18 protein-coding genes and 2 pseudogenes are annotated in these 23,357 nt (G+C 63.9%); 8 read left to right on the forward strand and 12 right to left on the reverse strand.

What is annotated here, in order from left to right; genetic code table 11:
- The first annotated feature begins 250 nt into the window (after positions 1-250).
- The 3 genes from DM194_RS26665 (at position 251) to DM194_RS26675 (ending at position 3,604) form a co-directional block, all read left to right on the forward strand.
- On the forward strand, positions 251-1,207 hold the full coding sequence (locus tag DM194_RS26665; protein ID WP_111070671.1) for a thiamine pyrophosphate-dependent dehydrogenase E1 component subunit alpha: 957 nt from the start codon (positions 251-253) through the stop codon (positions 1,205-1,207).
- Positions 1,194-2,264 (forward strand): alpha-ketoacid dehydrogenase subunit beta, encoded by a 1,071-nt coding sequence (locus DM194_RS26670; RefSeq protein ID WP_111070672.1) that lies wholly within the window; start codon positions 1,194-1,196, stop codon positions 2,262-2,264. The genes DM194_RS26665 and DM194_RS26670 overlap by 14 nt, the downstream gene beginning before the upstream one ends.
- A 170-nt stretch (positions 2,265-2,434) precedes the next feature.
- The gene (locus DM194_RS26675) at positions 2,435-3,604 is read left to right on the forward strand and encodes a DegT/DnrJ/EryC1/StrS family aminotransferase (RefSeq protein ID WP_111070673.1); all 1,170 of its coding nucleotides are present in this window, start codon (positions 2,435-2,437) and stop codon (positions 3,602-3,604) included.
- 74 nt (positions 3,605-3,678) lie between these two features.
- On the opposite strand, the pseudogene DM194_RS26680 reads toward DM194_RS26675, so the two are convergent.
- Positions 3,679-4,002 (reverse strand): annotated as a pseudogene (locus DM194_RS26680) (nucleoside phosphorylase-I family protein); the annotation flags it as partial.
- 249 nt (positions 4,003-4,251) lie between these two features.
- Between DM194_RS26680 and mtnA the strand changes: the two are divergent.
- Both mtnA and DM194_RS26690 read left to right on the forward strand, forming a co-directional pair.
- A complete protein-coding gene (gene mtnA, locus DM194_RS26685; protein WP_111070674.1) occupies positions 4,252-5,355 on the forward strand; it encodes an S-methyl-5-thioribose-1-phosphate isomerase in 1,104 nt (367 codons plus the stop codon).
- Positions 5,356-5,515: 160 nt separating this feature from the next.
- A complete protein-coding gene (locus DM194_RS26690) occupies positions 5,516-6,406 on the forward strand; it encodes a sulfotransferase family 2 domain-containing protein (protein WP_162630191.1) in 891 nt (296 codons plus the stop codon).
- A 96-nt stretch (positions 6,407-6,502) separates the two neighbouring features.
- Here DM194_RS26690 and DM194_RS26695 read toward each other — a convergent pair whose 3' ends face one another.
- The 11 genes from DM194_RS26695 to DM194_RS26745 all read right to left on the reverse strand — a co-directional run bounded on the left by DM194_RS26695 (position 6,503) and on the right by DM194_RS26745 (position 18,693).
- Positions 6,503-6,721 carry a hypothetical protein gene (locus DM194_RS26695; RefSeq protein ID WP_111070676.1) on the reverse strand — a complete coding sequence of 73 codons (219 nt, stop codon included), beginning with the start codon at positions 6,719-6,721 and terminating at the stop codon, positions 6,503-6,505.
- Positions 6,715-7,632: a C1q-like domain-containing protein gene (locus DM194_RS26700; protein WP_111070677.1), complete on the reverse strand. Its 918-nt coding sequence runs from the start codon at positions 7,630-7,632 to the stop codon at positions 6,715-6,717. The genes DM194_RS26695 and DM194_RS26700 overlap by 7 nt, the downstream gene beginning before the upstream one ends.
- Positions 7,629-7,961, reverse strand: coding sequence for a hypothetical protein (locus tag DM194_RS26705; protein WP_111070678.1), 333 nt, complete (start codon positions 7,959-7,961; stop codon positions 7,629-7,631). The genes DM194_RS26700 and DM194_RS26705 overlap by 4 nt, the downstream gene beginning before the upstream one ends.
- A gap of 190 nt (positions 7,962-8,151) precedes the next feature.
- Positions 8,152-9,222, reverse strand: a complete 1,071-nt coding sequence (locus DM194_RS26710; RefSeq protein ID WP_111070679.1) for an Lcl C-terminal domain-containing protein — start codon at positions 9,220-9,222, stop codon at positions 8,152-8,154.
- Positions 9,223-9,292: 70 nt separating this feature from the next.
- Positions 9,293-10,039, reverse strand: coding sequence for a phosphocholine cytidylyltransferase family protein (locus DM194_RS26715; RefSeq protein WP_111070680.1), 747 nt, complete (start codon positions 10,037-10,039; stop codon positions 9,293-9,295).
- Between the two features lie 90 nt (positions 10,040-10,129).
- Positions 10,130-10,768 (reverse strand): gamma-glutamyl-gamma-aminobutyrate hydrolase family protein, encoded by a 639-nt coding sequence (locus DM194_RS26720; RefSeq protein ID WP_111070681.1) that lies wholly within the window; start codon positions 10,766-10,768, stop codon positions 10,130-10,132.
- Positions 10,765-13,119, reverse strand: coding sequence for a PEP-utilizing enzyme (locus tag DM194_RS26725; protein WP_111070682.1), 2,355 nt, complete (start codon positions 13,117-13,119; stop codon positions 10,765-10,767). The genes DM194_RS26720 and DM194_RS26725 overlap by 4 nt, the downstream gene beginning before the upstream one ends.
- A gap of 8 nt (positions 13,120-13,127) precedes the next feature.
- Entirely contained in the window at positions 13,128-13,802 is a 675-nt protein-coding gene (locus tag DM194_RS26730) for a class I SAM-dependent methyltransferase (RefSeq protein ID WP_111070824.1), read from the reverse strand.
- 135 nt (positions 13,803-13,937) lie between these two features.
- Positions 13,938-16,454, reverse strand: coding sequence for an adenylyl-sulfate kinase (locus DM194_RS26735; RefSeq protein ID WP_246024702.1), 2,517 nt, complete (start codon positions 16,452-16,454; stop codon positions 13,938-13,940).
- 37 nt (positions 16,455-16,491) lie between these two features.
- A complete protein-coding gene (locus DM194_RS26740) occupies positions 16,492-16,824 on the reverse strand; it encodes a hypothetical protein (RefSeq protein WP_246024703.1) in 333 nt (110 codons plus the stop codon).
- A 75-nt stretch (positions 16,825-16,899) separates the two neighbouring features.
- On the reverse strand, positions 16,900-18,693 hold the full coding sequence (locus tag DM194_RS26745) for a glycosyltransferase family 2 protein (RefSeq protein ID WP_176581522.1): 1,794 nt from the start codon (positions 18,691-18,693) through the stop codon (positions 16,900-16,902).
- A 746-nt stretch (positions 18,694-19,439) separates the two neighbouring features.
- On the opposite strand from DM194_RS26745, the pseudogene DM194_RS26750 reads away from it, so the two are divergent.
- The 3 genes and pseudogenes from DM194_RS26750 (at position 19,440) to DM194_RS26760 (ending at position 23,349) form a co-directional block, all read left to right on the forward strand.
- Positions 19,440-20,369 (forward strand): annotated as a pseudogene (locus DM194_RS26750) (GDP-L-fucose synthase family protein).
- A 258-nt stretch (positions 20,370-20,627) separates the two neighbouring features.
- The gene (locus DM194_RS26755) at positions 20,628-22,148 is read left to right on the forward strand and encodes a B12-binding domain-containing radical SAM protein (protein WP_111070684.1); all 1,521 of its coding nucleotides are present in this window, start codon (positions 20,628-20,630) and stop codon (positions 22,146-22,148) included.
- A gap of 193 nt (positions 22,149-22,341) precedes the next feature.
- On the forward strand, positions 22,342-23,349 hold the full coding sequence (locus DM194_RS26760; RefSeq protein WP_111070685.1) for a GHMP family kinase ATP-binding protein: 1,008 nt from the start codon (positions 22,342-22,344) through the stop codon (positions 23,347-23,349).
- Positions 23,350-23,357: the final 8 nt, after the last annotated feature.

The following is a 23,357-nucleotide window of genomic DNA, read 5'->3' on the forward strand; positions in this document are numbered from 1 at the left end:
CCATCCCTTCTGGCATATCGTCCAGTGACAATGGGCAGTGATTATTTGCCGGATAAATGGCGGGCCAGCGGGAACCCTTGATTCATTGTGGAATGGCGAGGTAAAAGCTTCTGGCCTTTGGCGTATGCTATTCGATGTGGCGTGGGATCCGGCGGCGTGCCTTCGACCTTCGACAAGTGGTCTTTGTGTGCAGCCTCATCATCGCGGCCGGATCGTGGCCCTTCTTCATCTCTTCGCGGGATCCGTATAAATGAAATCCCAGTATACCCCGGAGACCATCGCTAGGCTGTACCGCTCCCTCTACTTCATCCGCCATTATGAAGAGCGGGTGGCTGCGATCTACCCTTCGGACAAGATCAAGAGCCCGGTGCATCTTTCCATCGGCCAGGAGTTCATCTCGGTCGGCGTCTGCGACGTTCTGCGACCGGACGATGCCGTGTCGGGCACCTATCGGGGACATGCCGCCTATCTGGCGAAGGGCGGCGATCCGGCCGCGATGATGGCCGAGATGTACGGCAAGGCGACCGGCAGCGCCGCCGGGCGCGGCGGCTCCATGCATCTGATCGACACCAAGGCCAATGTGCTCGGCGCCTCCGCCGTGGTCGGCACGACGATCCCGATCGCCGCCGGTTATGCCCTCGCCTTGAAGCGGCAGAAGACCGACCGGGTCGTCGTCGCCTTCTTCGGCGACGGCGCGTCGGAGGAGGGCTGCTTCTACGAGACGCTGAACTTCGCGGCGCTGCACAAGCTGCCGATCCTGTTCGTCTGCGAGAACAACTTCTACGCCATTCACGAGCCGCAGACGAAGCGCTGGGCGACCGACCGCTTCTGCGAGCGGGTCGCCACCTTCGGAATCGATGCGCGCAAGATCACGTCCGGCGATCTGTTCGAGGTCCGCGACACCGCGGCCGAACTGGTGGCCAAGCTGCGCCGCGGCGAAGGGCCGGCTCTGATCGAATGCCACGCCTATCGCTGGCGCGAGCATGTCGGCCCGAACGAGGATTACGACCAGGGCTACCGTCCGCGGACGGAAATGGAGCCGTGGGAGGCTCGCGACGAAGTGCCGCGCATCGCCGCCCTGCTGCCGGAGGCGCAGCGCGCCGCCATCGAGGCGGAAGCCCAGGCCGCCATCGAAGCCGCCGTCGCCTTCGCCGAGCAAAGCCCCTTCCCCGCCGCCGAGGAGCTGTACCGTCATGTCTTCGCCTAACGCCACGACGCGCCAGCTCCGTTACGTCGACGCCCTGGCCGAGGCGGTTTCCCAGGAAATGGCGCGCGACGAGAGCGTCTTCGTCTTCGGTCTCGACGTGGACGACCACAAGGCGATCCAGGGATCGACCCGCGGCCTGCTGGACCGCTTCGGGCCGGAACGCATCTTCACCACGCCTCTGTCGGAAGATGCGATGACCGGCGTCGCCATCGGCGCCGCCATGGCCGGGATGCGGCCGATCCATGTTCACATCCGCATGGATTTCCTGCTGCTGTGCATGAACCAGCTCGTCAACATGGCGGCCAAGGCCCATTACATGTATGGCGGCGCGGTGAAGGTGCCGCTGGTCGCCCGCTCGATGATCGGCAAGTCCTGGGGCCAGGGCGCGCAGCACTCCCAGGGTCTGCATTCGATGTTCATGCATGTGCCGGGGCTGAAGGTGGTGGCGCCGTCCAACGCCTATGACGCCAAGGGCTGCATGATCGCGGCCATCCGCGACGACAACCCGGTCATCTTCATGGAGCACCGCCTGCTCTATCCGACCGAGGCGCCGGTGCCGGAGGCCCCCTACACCGTCGAGTTCGGCCGGGCCCGCCGCATGCTGGAGGGCGGGGACATCACCGTCGTCGGCGTGTCGAACATGGCGATCGAATGCCTGCGCGCCGCCGAGTTGCTGCGCGAGGTCGACGTCAGCGTCGACCTGATCGACCCGATCACCCTGGTTCCGCTCGACATCGACACCATCGTCGCTTCCGTGGCCCGCACCCGCCGGCTTCTGGTGGTCGACAACAGCTGGACCAACTGCGGCGCCAGTGCCGAGATCGCGTCCCAGGTGTCGGAGCGCCTGGGCGGGGACGGGCCGCTGCAGGTCCGCCGCATGGGCTTCGCTCCCACCACCTGCCCGACCACGCCGGCGCTGGAGCAGCATTTCTACCCCAACCCTTCGACCATCGCCGAGGCGGCCTATGCCATGGCCCGTCCGAACGGCTCTCCCTGGCGCCCGGATCCCGAACATGCCCGGCTTGCCTATCAGGCGCAGTTCAAGGGTCCGTTCTAAGGGAATCCGTTCCAGGGCTCCGTTTTCCAAAGGGGCCATTCCGGGGGCTGTTTCCAAGCGCCCCCCGGAGCGGGTGGTTGCGTGAAAGTGCTTCCCCCGCTTTTGTCACTCACGTCTGCGGCGCGCGGGGACGGTTTCCGTCCCCCGTCCGAACCATCCGGGGATGATCCATGTTCTATGAACTTGCCGCGCCGACTTGGGGCGAGGAAGAGGTTGAGGCGATCCAGCGCGTGGTGAAGAGCGGGCGCTTCACCATGGGCGAGAATGTCGCGGCCTTCGAGGCGGCCTTCGCCAGCTATTTCGGCGCCAAATACGCCGTGATGGTCAATTCGGGCTCTTCGGCCAACCTGGTCGCGGTCGCCGCCCTCTTCTACAAGAAGGAGCGTCCGCTCCAGCGCGGTGACGAAGTGATCGTCCCGGCGATCTCCTGGGCCACCACCTACCACCCGCTGCAGCAGTACGGCCTGAAGCTGAAGTTCATCGACGTCGAACTCGACACGCTGAACATGGACGTTTCCAAGCTGGAGCAGGCTCTGACGCCGCGGACCCGCGCGATCATGGCGGTGTCGATCCTGGGCAACCCGGCCGCGCTCGACGTGATGCGCCGCTTCGCCGACGAGCACGGGCTGTATTTCATCGAGGACAACTGCGAATCGATGGATGCCGAGCTGGACGGCAAGAAGACCGGCACCTTCGGCGACCTGAACACCTTCAGCTTCTTCTTCTCGCACCACATCTCGACCATGGAAGGCGGGATGGTGCTGACCGACGATCTGGAGCTTTACCATCTGGTCAAGGCGATGCGCGCCCATGGCTGGACCCGCGACCTGCCGCACGACACCCCGCTTTACCAGCGCGGCGGCAGCGACCATTTCGAGGCCTACCGCTTCATCCTGCCCGGCTACAACGTCCGTCCGCTGGAGATGGAAGGCGCCATCGGCCTGGAGCAGTTGAAGAAGCTGCCCGGCTTCACCGAGGCGCGCCGCAAGAACCTGGCGCTGTTCCAGTCGCTGTTCGCCGGGGACGAACGCTTCATCATCCAGCGCGAGAACGGCAAGAGCTCCTGCTTCAGCTTCACCATCATCCTGAACCCGAAGCGCCCGCAGGACCGCAAGAAGGTGTTCGCCGCCCTGACGGACGCCGACATCGGTTTCCGCATCATCACCGGCGGCTGCTTCCTGCGCCACGACGTGATCAAGCATTACGATTACGAGGTGGTTGGCGGTGTCGAGAACGCCAATCTGGCGCATGACCAGGGCTTCTTCGTCGGCAACCATCCCTTCCCGCTCGACGAGCAGATCACCCGCCTGCACAAGGTTCTCGACGCGGCCTGCCGTTGAAAGCCTTGTTTTGAAAAAGAAAACGGCGCCCGCTCCCTGATGAAGCGGGCGCCGTTTTCTTTTCGGGTAGCAGGTCAGCCCAGCGTGCGCTTCACGATCAGCGACAGCTTTTCCAGCATCGCCGGGTCGCGGCGCGAGGGGGCGGTCATGATGGCGTGGCCGAGCGCGGTGTGGCAGCCCTGGGCGCACGGCCCCTCGCGCCGCGCCACCTTCGGCGCCAGGGCCGACACCAGCGAGCGCGCCTTGCCGGCATTGGCGACCACCACCTTGATCACCGCATCGACCGAGACATGGTCGTGCCCCTCGTGCCAGCAATCATAGCCGGTGACCATGGCGACGGTCGCGTAGCACATCTCCGCCTCGCGGGCGAGCTTGGCCTCCGGCATGTTGGTCATGCCTTGCCCTCCCCGCTGAAGCTGGTGCGACTATCCGAGCGCACCGGGAGAAGGCAACAGCACACCTTAGGAAGAATGCGGAAAACTCATCGGACATCCCTGGATGCGCGGGCATTCCCGAAGGCGTTTCCCGTGAACCGGATGGCACCGCATCGGTGCCCGTGGATCTGCCGCCTCCCGTTGAAAGTGCATTGATGCCGGGGCATCCACCACCTACTCTCGCCAGTCCGATCTTGGATGGAGTGTCATGTCATGCGGATCGACGGGACGGCCTATCGCACCATCTGGCCGGATGGCGAGGGTGTCGTCGCCATCATCGACCAGACCCGGCTGCCGCACGACTTCGCAATCGTCCGGCTGACCAGCCTGGAGGAGACGGCCCACGCCATCCGCGCCATGCTGGTGCGCGGCGCCCCGCTGATCGGCGCCGCCGCCGCCTATGGCGTGGCGCTGGCCCTGCGGGCGGATGCGAGCGACCGCGGGTTGGAGCGGGCCTGCGCCACCCTGCTGGCGACCCGGCCGACCGCGGTCAACCTGCGCTGGGCGCTGGATCGCATGCGCGGCCGGCTGGCGCCGCTGCCGGAATCGCAGCGCGTCGAGGCCGCCGAGGCGGAGGCCGCGGCCATCGCCGACGAGGATGTCGAGATCAACCGCTCCATCGGCCTGCACGGCGCGGCATTGATCCGTGCCGCGGCGGAGCGCAAGGCGCAAGGGAAGTCTCTGGGCGAGCCGGTCAACGTGCTGACCCACTGCAACGCCGGCTGGCTCGCCACCGTCGACTGGGGCACCGCGCTCGCCCCGGTCTATGCCGCCTTCGAGCAGGGCATACCGCTGCATGTCTGGGTGGACGAGACGCGCCCGCGCAACCAGGGCGCCAGCCTGACCGCCTGGGAGTTGAAGCACCACGGCGTCCCCCACACCGTCATCGCCGACAATGTCGGCGGCCATCTGATGCAGCATGGCAAAGTCGATCTGTGCATCGTCGGTACCGACCGCACCACCGCGACCGGCGACGTTTGCAACAAGATCGGCACCTACCTGAAGGCGTTGGCCGCGCACGACAACGGCGTTCCCTTCTATGTCGGCCTGCCGTCGCCGACCATCGACTGGACCATCGCCGACGGCGTTCGGGAGATTCCCATCGAGGAGCGCGACGGCCGCGAGGTGAGCGAATTGACCGGCCGCACCGCCGACGGCCGGATCGAGACGGTGCGCGTCACCCCCGACGGCAGCCCGGTGGCCAATTACGGCTTCGACGTCACCCCGGCGCGGCTGGTGACCGGTCTGATCACCGAACGCGGCGTCTGCCCGGCCACGCGCGACGGGCTGCTGGGGCTGTTTCCGGAACGGGGGTGAGAGTCTATCCTCAAAGATTATTTTGAGCGCGGCGGCGGAGCATCAGCCGGATCATAGGCATGCGGATTGACCATATCACGGTTGAGTGTTATCAGCGCAAAGGTCAAGGCTAGAGCACATATTAGCGCTAGGACATCATTTAAAAAGGATGAATTATTCTATGCATCAATCGGAAATCGACTTTAAAATGTCCACCCCTATGCTGCTGCCAAACGGCAATACGGTGCCAGCAGAACTGATTAATGAGTGGGTTGCGAAATTACCTCAAGGGAAATTCATCCGCAATGCCCACCAATATTTGCAGCTGCACATTACGGAATGCGGTGGCACCAGTTTTCTAGTAGCGTTCCAACGGGCCTTCCCGGATCGCAACAAACCGCTAACCTTTCAAGGAGAGGTGGATTGGTTTGAAGAACAAGCGGAGTCGTATCGTCATAACTTGAAGTGGGTGCACATCCACGTAAAGCGGAACATCCTTCATCTGCTGTCCGCAAACACGGCCGTGGTCAGCATGGTCCGCGACCCAGTTCAGAAGGTCATGAGTTCGTTCTATTGGCAGGTGAAACACCGGGGCCAAGGGTTGAAATGGGTGCTTCCCGACATTGAAGCCGGGATGCCATTCGAGGAATGGATCACGACCCCAAGCGGACGCAGCAACATCCAGCATGGCACTTTTGCCGCCTGGGTGAAGGTGTTGACGTCTCCGCAGGCCAGATGGGAGACGATAGGCATTGATATGTCCGTTGAAGCCGCACTCGATGCCGCTGATCGGCATTGCGCCTTCATCGGGTTGACCGAAGCTTTTGATGCATCAGTGTTCACGCTGGCTGCGCTGATCGGACTTCCGGCAGCGCCGATGTGGGAAGTCCACTGCTCAAGCAGCAGCAGTCGCCGCAAAGAAAATCTGGGCACCGAGACGCTATGGCTACTTGAGGAAATGCTAGAAGACGATATCAAGGTTTATAATGCCTTGCGACAGCGCTTCTATGACCGTTATGGCCCAGCCGTGGAATATTTCAACGCTAACGTCGGCACGCTGAAGCGATCCTAATTCTTAAAGCCTATTTGGGAAGATGCAGAGCTTGATATCTTTATTACTAATCTGAGAGGCGGCTCCCAGGAAAATGCACTGGGAGCCGCCTTCTCGTCAGAGAGCGCCGGCCAAGACGGCGCGTTCGGCTCGGGTTTGGTAGGTCTCTCCCTGAGCTGCGCGAGTCGCCTCGTAGGCTGGGACGGCACGAATGACCTTGGCATCCAGATGGGCTGCAGCGGCTTCCGGCCCGAACTCATCCAGAACATGGGCGAACCACGCGTCCGGATCCACGACGATGTCGGCTAGCACGGTGCGCTGATAATCGTTCAGCATTCCAGCCTCCCCGCGAAGGACGTGTAGATCGCACTCGCCGTCGTGCCGAACACCGACACGCCTTTGGTACCATTCGAAACCTTGACCCGCATGTAAGCGGTGTCCCCGGCGTCCATGTCCACGAGGCGCGAACCGGTCATGATCACCGCGTTTCCGGTCGCGTCCCGCAGCGCCGCCGCATTAATCTGGCCGAGGAAATGCAGGCGGTTGCTCGTCTCCAGGATCAGTTCGGCGCGCGTGTGCGCCGCGCCGACGATCAGGCAGACCGTGCAGTCGAACCGGTAGCAGCCGGTCACCGGTGCGGTGAAGGTTCCGGTCGCCGGGTTGTGGGCGTTGGTCTGGTCGAAAATCTCGGCATCGCACGGGATGGTGTAGAGCGTTCCATCCCCCGTCACGTTCAGTTGCTGGGACGACAGGAAGGCCAGGAAGGCGGGCTGTCCGGTGTTCCGCACCGCGCCGCCGAAGGTCGCTCCGCTCAGCCGGGCGTAGCGGGCGTCGGCGTCGCCCAGGGTGGGGATCGCGTTGGCCGAGCCGGTGCCGAGCGGGCGCTTGGCGAACAGGGCGGAACCTGTCTGCTCGACCAATCCGACGGCGGCGTCCAGCCCGGCAAGGGCGTCCAGTGTGGAGGCGGCCGGCTGGTAATAGCTGCCGTGACGTCCGTCGAGCAGGTCCGCGTCGCAGCCCGATCCGGCGCCGTCGTTCCCGGCGTGCCAGACAGGATGGTTGTCGACCTGCAAGGCCCCCGCCAGGCCGACGGTTCCGGGCGCGGCGTGGTAGAAGCCGGTGGCGGTGTCGCCGGCGAAGACCAACCCCGGCGCCGCCGCGGTGCCGGCCGGCAGAGTCACCGTGCTGGTGAAGACCGGCCGCTGTGCCGGCGCGCCGGCAGGTGTGAAGCTGTAGCGGGAGGTCATAGGCTGCCCCCCCGATAGAACGTCACGCCGACTTCGCATGCCTGTGCCGCGCTGATGCCGATGGCGGCGATGCCCTTGATGAAGCGCGGCCCCGGATTGAGTTCCGGCGCCCCGCCGCCGAGGTCGTCCACCATCGGCACGGCCGCCGGCCCGTCATACTGAACCCAGACATTGGCCGTGGCGTTGATCAGCATCATCGTGGCGCCGGCCGGCACCGGCAGCGTCTTGCCCTGGCCTGGGGCCATCACCAGGGTGTGGCGGCTGTCCGACACGCCGATCACGTCCAGACACCGCCCCATGTCGTCGGTGGCGAGGAGCAATCCCTTCATGGTGGTCCGCTTCCTTTCCTATATGACGCAATATAGGAGTTTTATCCGGCAATCAGCAGGGTTATCAAGCAATAATTCCTAATTATGGCGTTTGCCCGGTGCCTGTCGGAAGCGGTCAGGATGGCCGAAGACGCGGCCGGCTATCGTTCGGTAAACGGTGCCGGGACGCCTGTGCAGGCAGCGCCTTCTCCTACACCGGCCGCGGGAAAGGGCAGACCGGCCAGACCCCCGCCCGAAACCCGGCCCGCTCGCGCGCGTAGAGCCCCCAAGCCAGACCGAACGACCATGCGTAGCTGTCGGGAATGTTGGCGTAGGGCGTTCCAACCCAGTAATCGACGTTCCGTACATCCTCGAAACCGACCTGATGCATCAGGCCCAGCAGGTTGGAACAGCCATAGTCGGTGAGCGAGCGCAGTTCCTCCCGCTCCGGCAGGCGCCAGCCGTCCAGCCCGCCATACCCGGCGTAGCATCGCGGCACCATCTCCGCGGCGGCGTCCCAGGGCATGGCCAGGTTCAGCGGCGACGCCCAGGCCAGCCCCAGGAAGCGGTCGACCACCACCCGGCCGGACGCCCCGCAGCCGTCCTCGCGCACCTCGAAGCGGTCGGCCGGCCGGGGCGCGCCCAGGCGCAGGTCGCCATCCTGGCCGCGCCCGCTGCCGCCCGGCAGGGGCTGCGGCACGAGATCGGCGCTGTAGCACAGGGTCTGCCCGGTCTGCAGGAGGCGGCGCGGACCGCTGTTCCGGCCACGCACCGGCAGCACGTGATGGGCGCACCACGCCTTGTAGCTGGTGTGGACATTGCCGCTGTTGGTGAAATGAACGTGCCACGCCTGTTCGGGATGACCGTGGCAGGTGGTCGAACTCCAGAAGTTGCAATGGGTTTCGAGGTTGCGGAAGCCGTTCTCCATCAGCCAGAAATGGCTGTGCGGCACCGCCTCGTTCACCAGGCTGGCCAGTTCGTTGACGTTGGGCAGGCGCCAGTCCGTGTAACCGGCGAAGGCCGCGGCGTTCAGCGCGTCGATATAGTCGAACACCGCATAGCCGACCGTCCGGCCGGAAAGGTCCAGATCGGGCAGCGGCCCGAAGCAACCGGTGCGCAGCGTCGGCAGGTCGGCGGGCGGCGCGGAAAGGGGGCCGGACCACGGCTTCCGTCCGCCCGGCACACCCGGCAGATCGGGCGTGCCGCCATCGGCGCGCCACATCAGGCCGGTCTTGGCATCGGTGATTGTCCCGTCTCCATGGTCGATGAAACGCCGACTCATAACCGTCTTGTTCCTTGATCAAGGCAGGGTCTTCGGGGGCGGGGCGGCGAAGCGTGCCCGCGCAACGGCTTCAAACCGGCAGCGCGACGCGCCCGGCCGCCACTTCCGCGGCGTAATGGTCGAGATCGCTTTCGGAATCGACCTCGCCCCAGCCGGGGGCGCTGGGGACCGCCCGGATGGCCACGCCGGCGGCGATCAGCCGCGACAGCAGGCCGGTCATGTCCAGCTTGTCGCGCACCGCCGGCTCCAGCCCGTCGAGATAGCCGGCGACCTGGGCCCAGCCGGCGGGGGTGAATTTCAGCAGGCCCATGTACTGCCCCTGGATCTCGTCGAGGCTCCCAACCTTGCGGCCGATGTCGACGACCCGGCCCGTCCCGTCGAGCAGGAAGCTTTCGGCGTCGGCCAGCGGATCGGCGAAGCGGGCCTGCCACAGGGCCAGCCAGTCCGGATCGTAGCTGATGACGATGTCGCCTTCGGCCGCCATCAGCCGGCGCACCGTCTCCGCCGGGTAGAAGATATCGGCGTAGCTGACCAGGCACGGCTCGGCGCTCAGCCACGGGGCCGCCTGGACCAGCGACATGACCATATTGGTTCCGGCCCAGCGGGGATTGTCGAACAGGGTCAGCCCGCGCCCTTCGAACGCCTCGCCGCGGTAGCCGCGCACCACGGCCAACGGGCCGGCGCCGGCGCCGGTCAGGGCGGCACGCTGACAGTCCAGCAGGCTGCGCCCGGCGATTTCGACCAGACACTTCGGCCGGTCCTCGGTCATGGCCTTCATACGGCTGCCACGCCCGGCGGCAAGGATGATCGCTTTCACGGAAGCACTCCAAATCCAGGAAAAACCAAATTCAGGAAAAGCGGGAAGGCGCGGATGCGGCGGACCCGTGGGCGTTGCAGCAAGCCTCCGTTACCGATCGCCCCTGAAATGACGACGGACCAGTTCCAGGTCCACGGCGCGGTAGGGGGCATTGCGTTCAGGGTGCCAGAGCATGCCGAGCAGCGGCAGCGTGTCGTGGCGCACCGCCTCGACCACGCCGTCGGGCGCGGTCGCCCAGGCGGTGAAGCCGGGCGGAACGCTCCTGAAGCCCCAATTGTGGTAGGAATTCACCGTGTCCGTGCCGCCGCCGTCCAAGGCGACGGGGTGATCGGTGCCGGCGTGGTCCGTCACCCGCTCCAGCCCGATGCCGAAGTGGTGCATCATCATTTGCAGCCCCCGGCAGACGGCGATCAGCGGGATGCGTCGGGCGACCGCGTGCTCGATCAGCAGGGCTTCCACGGCGTCGCGCTCGGGGGCGTCGCCGCCATAGGCCGTCAGGTCGTTGCCGCCGGTCAGCAGGATGCCGGCGGGAGCCACCGCCTCCAGCCAGGCCGCCGCGAGAGCGGGAGACGCCGTGTTGGGCATGGCCACCGGCAGCAGGCCGCAGGCGTCCAGGAAGCCGGTCCACCGCTGGTCCAGGGAGTCGCGCCGCTCATTGCGGCCGGCGATCACGTCCACCCGCTGACTGACGGCGATCAGGCGCCCGGCCACGGGCGGGACCATCGTCATTGCAGGACATCCACCCGGCGGGACGCGCAGTCGATGCGCAGGCGGCGGCTGTCCTTCCACTGGCTGAACAGCGTCTCCCCGGCCCCGATCACCGCAGGAAGGTTCAGTTCGCCGGCGCGGATGGCCATGTGGGAATTGACCCCGCCATAGGCGGTGATGAAGCCGCCGATGCCGTGGGAGAAGATCCAGTCGAACCCCGGGTCGGCGCTGGGGATCACCACCACCGCCCCCTTCAGTTCCGACGACGGCGCCTTGTGGGACCGCACGGGCCCCTCCACCGTCCGTTGGGTGATGAAGTTGGGTTCCGTGGGAGGAATGTGGAAAGCCCAGACCTCCTCGGGCTGGCTGATCAGCGGCGGCAGCACGATGCGTTGGGTTTCCGCATAGCGGGCGCGGCCCTGGTTGATGCTGTGGTGCAACGTCGCCTCGATGTCGCAACTGGACGCGTAGAGATCGTCGAGAAGGGAGGCATCGAAATAGGCCATGTCGTCCGGCGACAGTCCATAGCGGTCGCCCAGGCGGGTCAGCAGGGACAGCACCTCGCTCAGCGAACGGGTGAAGACGAATTTCGAATGCTCGCGGCCCTGGATGCCGGCCTGGAAGAAGTCGAACAGGCTGACCACGTCCATTTCCAGCGAGTGCTGGTTCAAGAGGGCGTCGATCCGGCGCATTTGGGGCAGCGACAGGGCGAAGGTCGGCGCCGCGCCTTCGTCATGTGGACCGGCCCCGTGCTCGGCACCGAGATAGCGTTCCGGATCCTCGTCGTATCGCGGCGACAGGATATCGTAGGTTCCGGGACGCAGATGCCCGTATCTCTCCAGGAATTCCGACCGGGACAGGGCGCGCAGATCGCGGGTCATGCGGCCGCTGACGGTCTCCAGGCTGCTCATGAAGGCATCGTACTGCCGCGGCTCGATCGCGCCGACCGCCACCAGAGATTTCAGCATCTGGACGGCGATGAAGCCGGCGCGGGCCAAACCGGCGAAAGGCAGGGTGCCGTAGCGCTTGCAATCCTCCATCAGCCAATAGATGCGGCTGACGATGTCCATGTCGGTGCTGCTGATGGTCCGCTGCCGCTCCTCCAGTATCCCGATCTTCTTGCTGTCGTTGCGCCACAGGCCGGTTTCACGGTGAATGATCCGGTTGGTCAGCCGGCGCAGGCTGTGGGTCAACTCCTCGAGATCGCGCTCCGAAAAGCCGAAGCCGCGCAGACGCTGCAGACGGGTGTCGAGATCGAAGGTGTAGCAGGAGAAGACGATCTCGAACTCGACCTTGTCGTGGAGCACCGGCGCCGCCGCGAGTTGGTCGATGTAGCAGTCCACCAGACGGTCGGCGAGCGTGTCCGGCACATCGCCCGGAATGAAGGAATTGAAGCTGAGGCGGACATCGATGTACGGCAACCCGTGGAAGGACCGCATCAGCGGAAAGCTGCGCAGGTTCCGGTAGCCGTAGTTGTGACGCTGGTAGGCCCAAACGCTGTCTGTGACCAGCTGCCGATACAGCGACAGCGCCAGCGGCCGCGGCCGGATTCCGATGATTTCGGCCGGGTTCCAGTCGGGCATGACGCCGTACAGGGTGCGGCGGCCGCGCAGGTAGGGGTGCGGCCGATTGGCCTGGGCGATCTTCTGGGCGATGGCTTCCAGCAGCGGCCGGTGCTCGTCGATGTCGACGGCCGTTCCGCAGGCGGCGGACAGCGGCCGCACCTGGAACAGGTACAGCTCGCCTGTCGGTGAGAACGCGAACTCGATGTCGAGACTTTCCTCCCCGAGCAGCCCTTCCAGTTCGCCGGCGAGCGCCACCACCTGGTCGAGAGGGGACGGGCACGGCACCGTGGCGCCCTTCCAATAGACGAAGGTCTTCAATTCGGCGGCATAGCCGCCGGTGACCGCGGCGGTGTCGCCGCCCTCCTCGTAATTGATGATCAGGTAGGGCGCGCCGGTGTTGGGATCCCGGTTGAAGGCGACGCCGCTCATGGCGGCCGTCAGCATGGGCTGAACGAAGATCTGGTCGGCCGGTACCGGCTCGTTCCCGAAGGAGGCGGCCACCTCGGCGATGGCGGCCGGCAGCCCGGCCGGATCGACGTTGCCGATCGATACGAAATGCCCGGCCAGGGACTGCCCCTCCCGGTCCTCCGCCGCCGCGGAGGACCGGACGATCAGAGGCCCCTGCCTGCCCCACGGCATGGAGGCGATGTGGTCGAGGATCGTCTCCATGCCGCCCGCATTCCAATCAACGGCCCGGAAGCGAACCAGATCGAGGACATGCGCCGTCCTCAAATGCGGCGCGAGGCGCTCCAGGGTTTCGGCTTTGCTGCCGAAGGCGATCCGGAGCGGTAAGGCGGAGGTGTCCATGGGCAGTCTCACCGACGGCGTGCAGACCAGGCACGGGTGCGATAGGTCGTGGTGATCACGTCAAGGCCGGCGATCCGCGCTTCGACGAAGGCCATGAAGGCCGTCCAGCGATCGGGTCCGAGCTGGTGACGCACGTCGTTCACCGAATGCCAGACGCCCAGATACTGTTCGGGGGTCTGGTCGACTGTGTGGCGGCCCTCCAGATAGACCACGTCGTCGAACTGCCGGCTGGCCCAAAGCCGCTCGGTCAGGGTTTCGGTGATGCCCGAACTGCCGGACGATACCCGTTTGACTTCCGGAGCCAGGCGGGTGATCTCCGCCTCGATCTCGACCAGCAGGGGATTGGCATCGATCAGGCGGGGGTTCCAAAGCGCGACGAAGCGGCCTTCCGGACGCAGGATGCGGTGGAACTCGGCCAAGCCGCGCTCGAAATCGACCCAGTGGAAGGACGAAGCCATGCTGACCATATCCACCGAAGCGTCGGAAAGACCGGTCTGCTCGCCGGAGCCGACACGGTATTCGATCCGGTGACCGGCAGAATCGGCGATGCCGAGCCGGCGCATGTCGTCATTGGGCTCGACCGCCGTGACATGGCGGACCCGGTCGGCCACGAGGCGGGTCCAGATGCCGGTGCCGGCGCCGACGTCGGCTGCCTCGACCTCCTGGGCCGGCTTCGGCAGCATGCCGATCAGCGCATCCCGGACCGTCGCTGAATAAGTCGGGCGGTATTTCGAGTATTTTTCCGCCAAACCCGTGAAATCACCATGACCGCGCATATGATCCAAAGTCCTTGTTTTAATGTGATTTATGGTTTTATTTTAAAGCCCGTCTTCCAGGGCTGCAGTCGATAGGCCGACCAGATCTGCATCGGGCGCAATCAATCGCTCCCAGATCAGGTCAGCCGCGCCGTCCGGTTCCATCGTGCCGTAATTGTCAATTACGAGATCGGGGCGATCCGGCTCCTCAATGGAGGTATCCATCCCGACCATATCCACGGCAGCGTTGCGGTACAAGCCCTTCGGGTCACGATCGGCACGATGCTCAAGAGGAACGCGCAAATATATTTCGCGATAGCCTTCCACATTTTCGCGATTCCATTGCCGGACCGCATGAAACATCGAAATGGTGGCGATGACGACGACCAAGCCCTGTTCCGTCAGTTCCCGGCATAGGCGGGCGTAGGAAAAGGCCAGCTGGCGACGCTGGTCGGGGGTGTGACCGGCATCGGGGGCGATGGCGGCACGCAGGCGGTCGCCGTCGAGCAGCACCGTCGGCAGTCCGGCCGCCCGCAGCCGCGCGCACACACGCAGGGCGACCGTCGTCTTGCCGGCCCCGGACAAACCGGTCAGCCAGAACAGCCGCCCCTTTGCGGATGCGTCCGGCAGCAAGGGCGCCGGACGGCCGTCCGATTCCGGCGCGGTGCCCGCCTCCGCGCTCACACCCCGGCCTGCGGCTTCCGTTGCAACCAGATGCCGCAGGCGCGTCCGGCTGCGGCTGACGATCACGCCGGGGAGGTGAAACGTCGCGGGATCGGACAGATCGACGGCCCCGAGGGCCTGAGGCAACGCAACGAAGCGGTCCCGGAACAGGACGATGTTGGTCACGCCCAGGGTTTCGATCAGGTGGGGATCCGGCGGCCGGCGAGAGAGCCAGCGGTCGATGATCTCCCGGCGCAGTTCCTTCAGCGCAACGGCCTCGATGAGGTTTTCCCCCGGCTCCGCCAGCAGGTCTTCCAGACTCCCGGCCCCTTGGTGCGCGCCGTAGTGCCGGTCCTGGTATTTGACCAGATTGTAGTCGGCCAGGCTGTCGATCAGGAACGGCGGCGGCGACCGTAGGGAAAGGCGTCCGCTGCTCTGCAGAGTTTCGAGCAGCCGTACCAGGGACGGAGCGGTGACCGCCGGTCCGCCGGCCGTCGGTTCAGCCCTCCAGGGCTCTTCGCCCACGCCTTCGACGATGCCGAACCCGTCGATCCGCTGCCACTGGAACGGATCGGTGAACAGCGTGAAGAACTGGCGGGCCGTCTGCCAGTCCGTGGCGTGGAGAGAAACGCCCAGCGTCCCCTCGGGATCGCGGTACACCGCGTCGATGCCGGTGCCGGCCGTCCACTCCACGAAACGGTACGCGCCACGATAGAACCAGATCTGGAGATCCCCCTGGCTCTCCACCAGGCTCGGAACCTCTCCCGCCTCGAGCCGTTGCCGGAGCCCTTCCAGCGACCGGTCGAACAGGACGCCCGGGCCGTAGAATGGCCAGAGCCGATCCGGATCGGCCATCTGGTCGATCAGGCTGACCAGCGGCACGGCCAGGAAAGGCGGGCTGTCGCTGCGGGGCGACAGCAGGAAATGCCCATGGACCACGCCGTGAAGATGCAGCTTGAGCCCCGATATGCGGTTCCCCCGCAGGGCGCTGGAGACGGCGACCGGGTCGCGGGGCGGCGGCGGCGCCTGAAGGCGGACGCCCTGCAGAAGGCGATCCGGAACGTCGTGGACATGAAACGGCATCGCGTCCTGCCAGGCGGGGTTCCGCGAGCAGGCTTCGTAGTCCGCGATCTCGGCGGCGCGGGCGGCCAGGATATCGGCATAGCGCTGTTCGAACCCTTTCCGGACGGCGTCGAACAGCTTCCAGTCGTAGGGGCTGCGCTCGCGCACGAAGTCCATGAGCGTGTCGGGAATCGACGCCGAGGCGCGCCAGTTGGACGAAGAGCGCAGCCGCCACGGCGGCAGGTCCGGCCAGTCGAACAGCATGCCCATGACATAGAGCGCCGGACCGAACAGATCGGTCGGCGCAAGAACCGCGAATGCGGTTTCAGTCAATTCAATGGCTTGAGAAAAACTCGCTTCATCAAGAGTGATGCTCGCGGGATCCGGTGGCAGGAGGCTGCCATAATCCTTTGAGAGATGAAAAATATTCTTGGTTTGATTGTTGTCGTGACCAGTATCATGAAGCCAGTGAACAAAGTACTCCAATGACATATTTTTCTTATCTATCATATACCCATAATGCTCTGACGGATCTCCAAGGCTATTCTTTATCGCCCAATAATAAGAAGAAACATACCAGTCAAACGGATTGCGAACAAACCCAACATACGGAACCCCAATTATTTTATGCAGGGAGAAGGCATGCTTCGTCACTGCGCATCCGTACTGGCTTTTTATCAGATCAATTTCGTCAGGCGTCTTGCTGAGCAGGGCCTCGTACGACATATCGAAACGAAGCCCGCGTCCAAGATGCAGCACCCGCGACGCACCATAGACGCGCTCGACACAGTCCATCAGCGAATCCCCGGCGGCACGGGGCAGGTCGAAATGGATAAACATGCTGCTCTCTTTCATCAGCCATCCCCCCGGCCCGAATGGCCGGGGCGCTACTCTACCGAGTGCCGGACCTTTCCAAAGAAGCAAGGCGAAGGTCGGTCAGCGCATCGTCGATCAGCTGAACGCGGGCCGACAGGCTGAGGAGAGTCCGGCCGGCATCCTCCGGCCTGCCGGAATCCGCGAGATCCCACTGGATCGCCTGAAGCACACGAGCCTGTTCGGCCACCTCGCCTTCCAGGGACCGGATGCGCCTGTCCTGTTCGTCCAAGGCCTGCCGGAGCAGCCGATTCTGCTCGCCCACCCTTTCGAGCAGGGCCGACAGCTCCTGGTTCCGCTGGTCTCGCTCGGCCATCCGCTTCTCGACCGTGGCAAGACGCTGTTCAAACATCCTGTGGGACACCCCGCCTCCTCCGCTGGAAAGCGAATGATCTGTTTTTGGCCGGACCTCGGCAGGGCCGCCCCGTCATGCGTGCTGCCTGCGAAGATCCGCCGGGGAAGCTGCGCCTGTACCGGAGGTCAAGCGCAGCCTTATCCTCGAAACGACCAGATCCACATGGCCGTGATGGGCGAGGCGGATTTCGAATTCATGCCTGGCGTCCGTGGGCGCATCGTTCAGTTGGAACACCAGCGAGACCAGCGTGGGCGTTTCGGCGAAGTGCTCGGTGTTGAACGTCCCGACGGTGGTCGTGCCGTTGGTGACCAGTTCCACATTCAAAACCGGCAGACCCGCTGCGGACGCGCGCTGCCTTGCCCCCCAGATGTCGAGCGTGTACTTGCCCTTGTCCAGCGACAGGCGCGGGCCGTGCAGGAAATGGCCGGCCGGCTTGTCGGCGGTGACGTGGATGCCGTCGGCACGGCGCTCCGCGATGTCGGTCGGCGTGAAGGCGTCGAACAGCTCGGCACCGTTCAACCGGAACTGCAAGCTGAACACCTCCCGACGCAGGCGATCGCGCACCTCATTCCAGCTTCGGCTCTCACCCCGCATGGCGGTGATCGTGTCAAGGAAGTCCGCGATCATCGCGTCCTTGGCGGCAAGTTCCGCCCGCAATTGCTCCAGCATCTGCTCCCGGGCACGGCTCTCCACCTCCAGCCGGCTCAGGCGCTGCGCCCGGATCATGGAGTCCACGTCGTTCCATGTCGAAGCCTTCAGGATTTCTGGCAAGGCGCGCTGGGCCGGATCCGCAAGGTCGACCGGCCCCAGCGAGATCGGAACGCCGAAATAGGCGTCGTCATAGAAGACCACGTTGAAGGGTCCGGCCATGCCGACCAGAACCGGAGGGGCCTGGACGCCCTGCGGCCTGGAGGGCTGCCGCACGGGAAGCGTCGCGACGGGAGCGGGGGAGGAACGCTCGGCCAGAAGCGCCTCGATCTCATCGGCCGAGGCCCCCTCGATGACCTGCGGTTTTTCCCGATCCTCCTTCCTGGCCAGATCCACCGGCCCCAGGGAGTGCGGGACGCCATAGAATTTGTCGTCGTAGGACAGGATGTTGTAGGTGGCCAGTTCCCGCACCAGCTTGGTGCCGCCCTGGCCGCACTTGAAGAGCTTGAAGCGGGGCGACTTGGCCACCTCCTCCTGCGTCCAGGCCTTCAGGCAGGCAGGATTGATGAACTGGCCGTTCACCGGCGGGACCCCGTTTTCACGCTCATGGCGGATGACGGGGTTCTCGGTGAGCGGCATGACGCGACCGGTCTCCAGCGCCTCGAGTGCGGTGGAAGACATATGCCGGCCATCGGTAGGCCCGATGTAGTTGAAGTCGCCATCCGATCCCGGATGCCACGTGTGGTACAGAAACTCGCTTTCGTGCCAGACCTCCTTCCGGCCTTTGTTCACGAGGCGGAAGGTCAACTCGTACGGGCCGCAGACATGGCCGAGATAATCCATGTGTTCATCGGCGCCGCCGATGGCGATCAGGTCGGCACGCTTGGCGCACAGGCACGCCCCATAATTGCGGCTATGCAGCGGGTCTTCGGTGTCCCACAGCCCGGTGGTCTTGCCGTCGCGCCAATTGATCGCCCCATCCCCGGTCAGCAGTTCGAACGGCGGATAGTTGAAAGGATAAAAATCCTGCCTGGAATTGCGCACCTCGTCAAAGTGCAGGGCAATCTCAGGCGTGCGTTCGAAGGTTTCGATCACCGTCCGAACAAATGATTTCGTGAACATTGCATCAGAATCACAGATGACGACAATATCACCCCGACTCTTTGCGATGCCAATATTATACATCAGATGTTTGTGATAATATAGATCGTCCGGCATATTCATAATAAGCCAAAGGTCAACAGGAGCCGGACGACTCTTGCCTCTATAGTCTGATATCTTTTGCCTTATCTCTTTTGACCTGTGGGCATAATACTCAATCCAGATGATTTCATAATCGTGTCGCGGAACATCTTGATCCGCCAAGTAATCAAGAGAGTGAAAGCTTTCCCGGCATTTCCAATCAAGAAGAACAAAACTAACCCGGGGGATCTTCTTAACATTGCTTTTGAATTCTGTCTTTACCATGGAAGCCCTGAAATGCACGAGGGTTGAGATCAGAATAATTTCCCAAAGAGGGCGCGCGGCCGATATGCGTTTTTGATATTACGTTACAGGCAAAATGGAAACATCAATTTTTATTGATAATAAACTGGAATGGTGAGAGCAGGGTTCTCTCTTTGTTTATTATCCTAATTTTAAGTGTTCAATATTTCTGCAGCGTCCATCGAGGTGGTGAAAACTGTGATGATTCGGTGGACGGCCCCCCCACCGTCTTGACTCAATGGTACGCCAATGCGGCGGAAGAAGCGGTTACATACTTGGATACTCTCCCTTGGTCGGGTTTCCTGGATAGCGGCATTTGGATTGCGGTGCGCGCAACAGGCCGTTATTTTTGAGCTTTACTGGCCAACGGCATTCGCCCCGGCCGAACGGCATGCCGACGGACAGGAAGGACGCGCCATGGACAGCACGACTGGAACGCAGGCGGCTCCGGTGGCGTATCCGCTTGCCGGAAAGCGGGTATGGTCGGATCGGCCCTGGTCCGTCGACTGACGGCCGAAGGCGCGCAACTGCTTACCGTCGACCGCGGCGCGGTCGATCTGCGCCGCCACGGTGGGCGGCATCCTGGCCAACCATACCCGGCCGGCCGAATTCCTCTATGACAACCTGGCGATCGAGACCAACATCATCCATGGCGCCCATCTGGCCGGGGTTGAGAAGCTGATGCTCCTCGGGTCGTCCTGCATCTATCCCAAATTCGCCGACCAGCCGATCGTCGAGAAATCCTTGCTGACCGGTGCTTTCGAGCCGACCAACCAGTGGTACGCCACCGCGAAAGTCGCCGGCATCAAGCTGTGCCAGGCCTATCGCCGCCAGTATGGCCGCGACTTCATCGCCGTCGTCCCGACCAACCTCTACGGTCCCGGCGACAACCTCGACCTGGCCGCCAGCCATGTGGTGCCGGCCTTGATACGCAAGATCCAGGCTGCGAAGGCGACCAGGACCGGGCCGGTGGGGTTTGGGGAACCGGCCGGCCGCGGCGCGAGTTCCTCTATGTGGACGATGCCGCCGATGCCCTGGTTTTCCTGATGGAGCGTTTCAGCGGCGAGGAGATCGTCAATGTCGGCTCGGGCGAGGATGTCAGCATCGCCGAGCTGACGGGGATGGTGGCCGCGGCCGTCGGTTACGACGGCGGCTTCCACTATGCCGTGGAGAAGCCTGACGGCATGCCGCGCAAAGGCTTGGATGCCTCACGCTGTCTGGCGCTCGGGTGTCGCGCCAGGACATCGCTGCGCGACGGCCTGGAACGGACATGCGCCTGGTGGAATGCGCAACAACCCGCCTGGTCCCGTTTGCCGGGGCTTCTCGTGGCATGCCGTGCCGGCCCGAACCGAAGGCGGCGATCCTGGCTCGGCACCGCCATGACGACGGCAGCCATCCTCCACCCATAAGACATGAACAGATCTTTGATATTGCGCGGAGGCATCCAGAAGTTTTCTGGAATCTGGTTTGTCATACTCCTGTATGCACAGTAAATAATTTCAGGTTTTTAATATGACAGCCCCGCTCTTCAATCGTTAACAGCCCGGATTCTGGTGATACCCACCTTAAATTATTATACAATGCAGCTTGTTTTCCCTAGACCGCCTTTTACCTTCGAACTATGCTGGCCGATACACTCTTCATGACCCGAGTCTGGCAACAATCCTATGAGTCCGAAAGTCGATCTCGTCCTCGTCAACCCTGGTGAGCGGACCAAGATCTATCAGTCCCTCGGGTCAACTCTGACGGCGATCGAACCGCCGCTGTGGTGCCGGCTGATCGGCGGCTATGTCCGCGACCGCGGCCATTCCATCCACATCATCGACGCCGAGGCCGATCACCTGACCGCCGACCAGGTGGCGGAGCGCATCGCCGAACTGGCCCCGCGCCTGGTCGCGATGGTGGTGTTCGGCCACCAGCCCTCCGCCTCGACCCAGCAGATGGTCGGAGCCGGGCTGACCTGCCGCGCCATCAAGGCGCAGGCGCCCGAGCAGCCGATCATCATCGTCGGCGGCCATGTCGCCGCCCTGCCGGAGCGCACGCTGCGCGAGGAGGCGGTGGACTTCGCCTGCAACAGCGAAGGACCGGTGACCGTTGCCCAGCTTCTCGACGCGCTGAAGGAACCGGCTCCGCCGCTGCAAACGGTGGAGGGGCTGGTCTACCGCGTGGCGGGGAGCGAAGGGGACGCTGATGATGGCGCGATCCGCAGCAATCTCGCCCCGGCCCTGATCAAGGATCTCGACGGCGACCTGCACGGCAACGTGTGGGATCTGCTGCCCATGGAGAAGTACCGGGCGCACAACTGGCAGTGCTTCGGCGATCTCGGATCGCGGCAACCCTATGCCTCCATCTACACCTCGCTCGGCTGCCCCTACAAATGCAGCTTCTGCTGCATCAACGCGCCGTTCGGAGTGAACCGTTACCGCATGCGGTCGCCCGACGCCGTCGTCGCAGAGATCGACCGGCTGTACAACGACCATGGCGTCAAGACCTACAAGTTCATCGACGAGATGTTCGTCCTGAACGAACGCCATGTCCTGGCGATCTGCGACCGGCTGATCGAGCGCGGCTATGACCTGAACATCTGGGCCTACGCCCGGGTCGACACGGTCAAGCCGCACATGCTGGAAAAGCTGCGCAAGGCGGGGTTCCGCTGGCTTGCCCTGGGCATCGAATCCGGCAGCGAGCATGTCCGCGACGGCGCGTCCAAGTCCTTCACCCAGGACGACATCCGTGCGGTGGTCCAGTCGATCCAGGCTGCCGGCATCCACGTCATCGGCAACTACATCTTCGGCCTGCCCGACGACGATGTGGAAAGCATGCGGGCGACGCTGGAACTGGCCAAGGAACTGAACTGCGAGTTCGGCAACTTCTATTCCGCGATGGCCTATCCGGGATCGCCGCTCTACGCCATGGCGGTGGAAAGGGGATGGGCCCTGCCGGAACAGTGGAGCGGCTATTCCCAGCACAGCTATGACTGCACCCCGCTGCCGACGGAAAAGATTTCCGCCGCGGAGGTTCTGCGCTTCCGCGATCAGGCCTTTACCGAATATTTCACCAATAAGCGCTATCTCGACATGGTGGCCCAGCGTTTCGGCTGGGAAACCCGCGAGCACATCGAACAGATGACCAAGCATTCCCTGTCCCGCGCTCTGCTGGAAAGCGGCATGGAAGTCCTGGCCGATTAGGGTGCGATCGTTTCGGACGGAATCGCTTGGAACGTAAATCGCACGAAAAATCAAAAGCCTAGCGTCTATCGCCTGCTTCAGTAGGCATCCAATGGACGCTAGAGCGCCCCGGATAAGGGCGAGCAGCTATTCATCGAGCAGGCCGGACATTCTTGAAGCCGGCAGTCCGGCCCAATATTAAGGATATCCGCCTGTGATAATCAGCCGCACCCCTTTCCGCATTTCGCTTTTCGGCGGTGGCACCGACTACCCGACCTGGGTGCGGCACCATGGTGGAGCCGTGTTCGGACTGGCGATCGACAAATACTGCTATCTCAACGTCCGCAGCCTGCCGCCCTTCTTCGACCACAAGTACCGCCTCGCCTATTCACGCATCGAGCTGGCCAAGACCATCGAGGAAATCGAACATCCGGCAGTCCGCGCCGTCTTCTCCGAGATGAACGCCAATCGCGGGCTGGAGGTCCATCACGATGCGGATCTGCCTGCCCGTTCGGGGCTGGGGTCCAGCTCGTCCTTCACGGTCGGCCTGTTGAACGCCCTCTACGCCATGCGTGGGGAGATGATCAGCAAGCGCGATCTGGCGAATGAAGCGATCCGCATCGAGCAGGAGGTGATCGGCGAGAATGTCGGTTACCAGGACCAGGTCTGGGCCGCCTACGGCGGTCTGAACCGGATCGATTTCCACACCGATGGCGGCTTTGCCGTCACCCCCCTGATCATCAGCCCGGAGCGGCGTGCCGAACTTCTGTCCTCGATGCTGCTGGTCTTCACCGGCCTGTCGCGCATCGCGTCGGAAGTCGCCAAGGAGAAGATCGAGAATCTGGAGCAGCGCGAGCGCCAGTTGATGGGCATCCGCGCCATGGTGGACGAGGGGGTTTCCCTGCTCAGCGACGAACGCGAACCCGCCTACCGGCTGGGAGAGCTGATGCATGAGGCATGGCAGCTCAAGCGCCAGCTCGCCAGCTCCGTCAGCAACCCCGTAGTCGACGAGATCTATGCGGAAGCGCGGGCTGCCGGGGCGAGCGGCGGCAAGCTGCTGGGTGCCGGCGGCGGCGGCTTCATGGTGTTCTTCGTCAAGCCGGAGATGCGCCGCCGCCTGATCGAACGGCTGAACCGCCTGATCACCGTCAAATTCGGCATCGATTACGGCGGCAGCAAGATCATCGTCTACGAACCGAGCTATGAGGTCGGGGCAGATTGACCTCCACC

It is taken from the genome of Azospirillum ramasamyi, assembly GCF_003233655.1.
GTDB classification, from domain to species: domain Bacteria; phylum Pseudomonadota; class Alphaproteobacteria; order Azospirillales; family Azospirillaceae; genus Azospirillum; species Azospirillum ramasamyi.

Excerpts from the sequence above, each read along its gene's own strand:
- DM194_RS26665 (WP_111070671.1), top strand. The coding sequence starts at position 251 with ATGAAATCCCAGTATACCCCGGAGACCATCGCTAGGCTGTACCGCTCC.
- DM194_RS26670 (WP_111070672.1), top strand. The coding sequence starts at position 1,194 with ATGTCTTCGCCTAACGCCACGACGCGCCAGCTCCGTTACGTCGACGCC.
- DM194_RS26675 (WP_111070673.1), top strand. The coding sequence starts at position 2,435 with ATGTTCTATGAACTTGCCGCGCCGACTTGGGGCGAGGAAGAGGTTGAG.
- mtnA (WP_111070674.1), top strand. The coding sequence starts at position 4,252 with ATGCGGATCGACGGGACGGCCTATCGCACCATCTGGCCGGATGGCGAG.
- DM194_RS26690 (WP_162630191.1), top strand. The coding sequence starts at position 5,516 with ATGCATCAATCGGAAATCGACTTTAAAATGTCCACCCCTATGCTGCTG.
- DM194_RS26695 (WP_111070676.1), bottom strand. The coding sequence starts at position 6,721 with ATGCTGAACGATTATCAGCGCACCGTGCTAGCCGACATCGTCGTGGAT.
- DM194_RS26700 (WP_111070677.1), bottom strand. The coding sequence starts at position 7,632 with ATGACCTCCCGCTACAGCTTCACACCTGCCGGCGCGCCGGCACAGCGG.
- DM194_RS26705 (WP_111070678.1), bottom strand. The coding sequence starts at position 7,961 with ATGAAGGGATTGCTCCTCGCCACCGACGACATGGGGCGGTGTCTGGAC.
- DM194_RS26710 (WP_111070679.1), bottom strand. The coding sequence starts at position 9,222 with ATGAGTCGGCGTTTCATCGACCATGGAGACGGGACAATCACCGATGCC.
- DM194_RS26720 (WP_111070681.1), bottom strand. The coding sequence starts at position 10,768 with ATGACGATGGTCCCGCCCGTGGCCGGGCGCCTGATCGCCGTCAGTCAG.
- DM194_RS26725 (WP_111070682.1), bottom strand. The coding sequence starts at position 13,119 with ATGGACACCTCCGCCTTACCGCTCCGGATCGCCTTCGGCAGCAAAGCC.
- DM194_RS26730 (WP_111070824.1), bottom strand. The coding sequence starts at position 13,802 with ATGCTGCCGAAGCCGGCCCAGGAGGTCGAGGCAGCCGACGTCGGCGCC.
- DM194_RS26735 (WP_246024702.1), bottom strand. The coding sequence starts at position 16,454 with ATGAAAGAGAGCAGCATGTTTATCCATTTCGACCTGCCCCGTGCCGCC.
- DM194_RS26740 (WP_246024703.1), bottom strand. The coding sequence starts at position 16,824 with ATGTTTGAACAGCGTCTTGCCACGGTCGAGAAGCGGATGGCCGAGCGA.
- DM194_RS26745 (WP_176581522.1), bottom strand. The coding sequence starts at position 18,693 with ATGCCGGACGATCTATATTATCACAAACATCTGATGTATAATATTGGC.
- DM194_RS26755 (WP_111070684.1), top strand. The coding sequence starts at position 20,628 with ATGAGTCCGAAAGTCGATCTCGTCCTCGTCAACCCTGGTGAGCGGACC.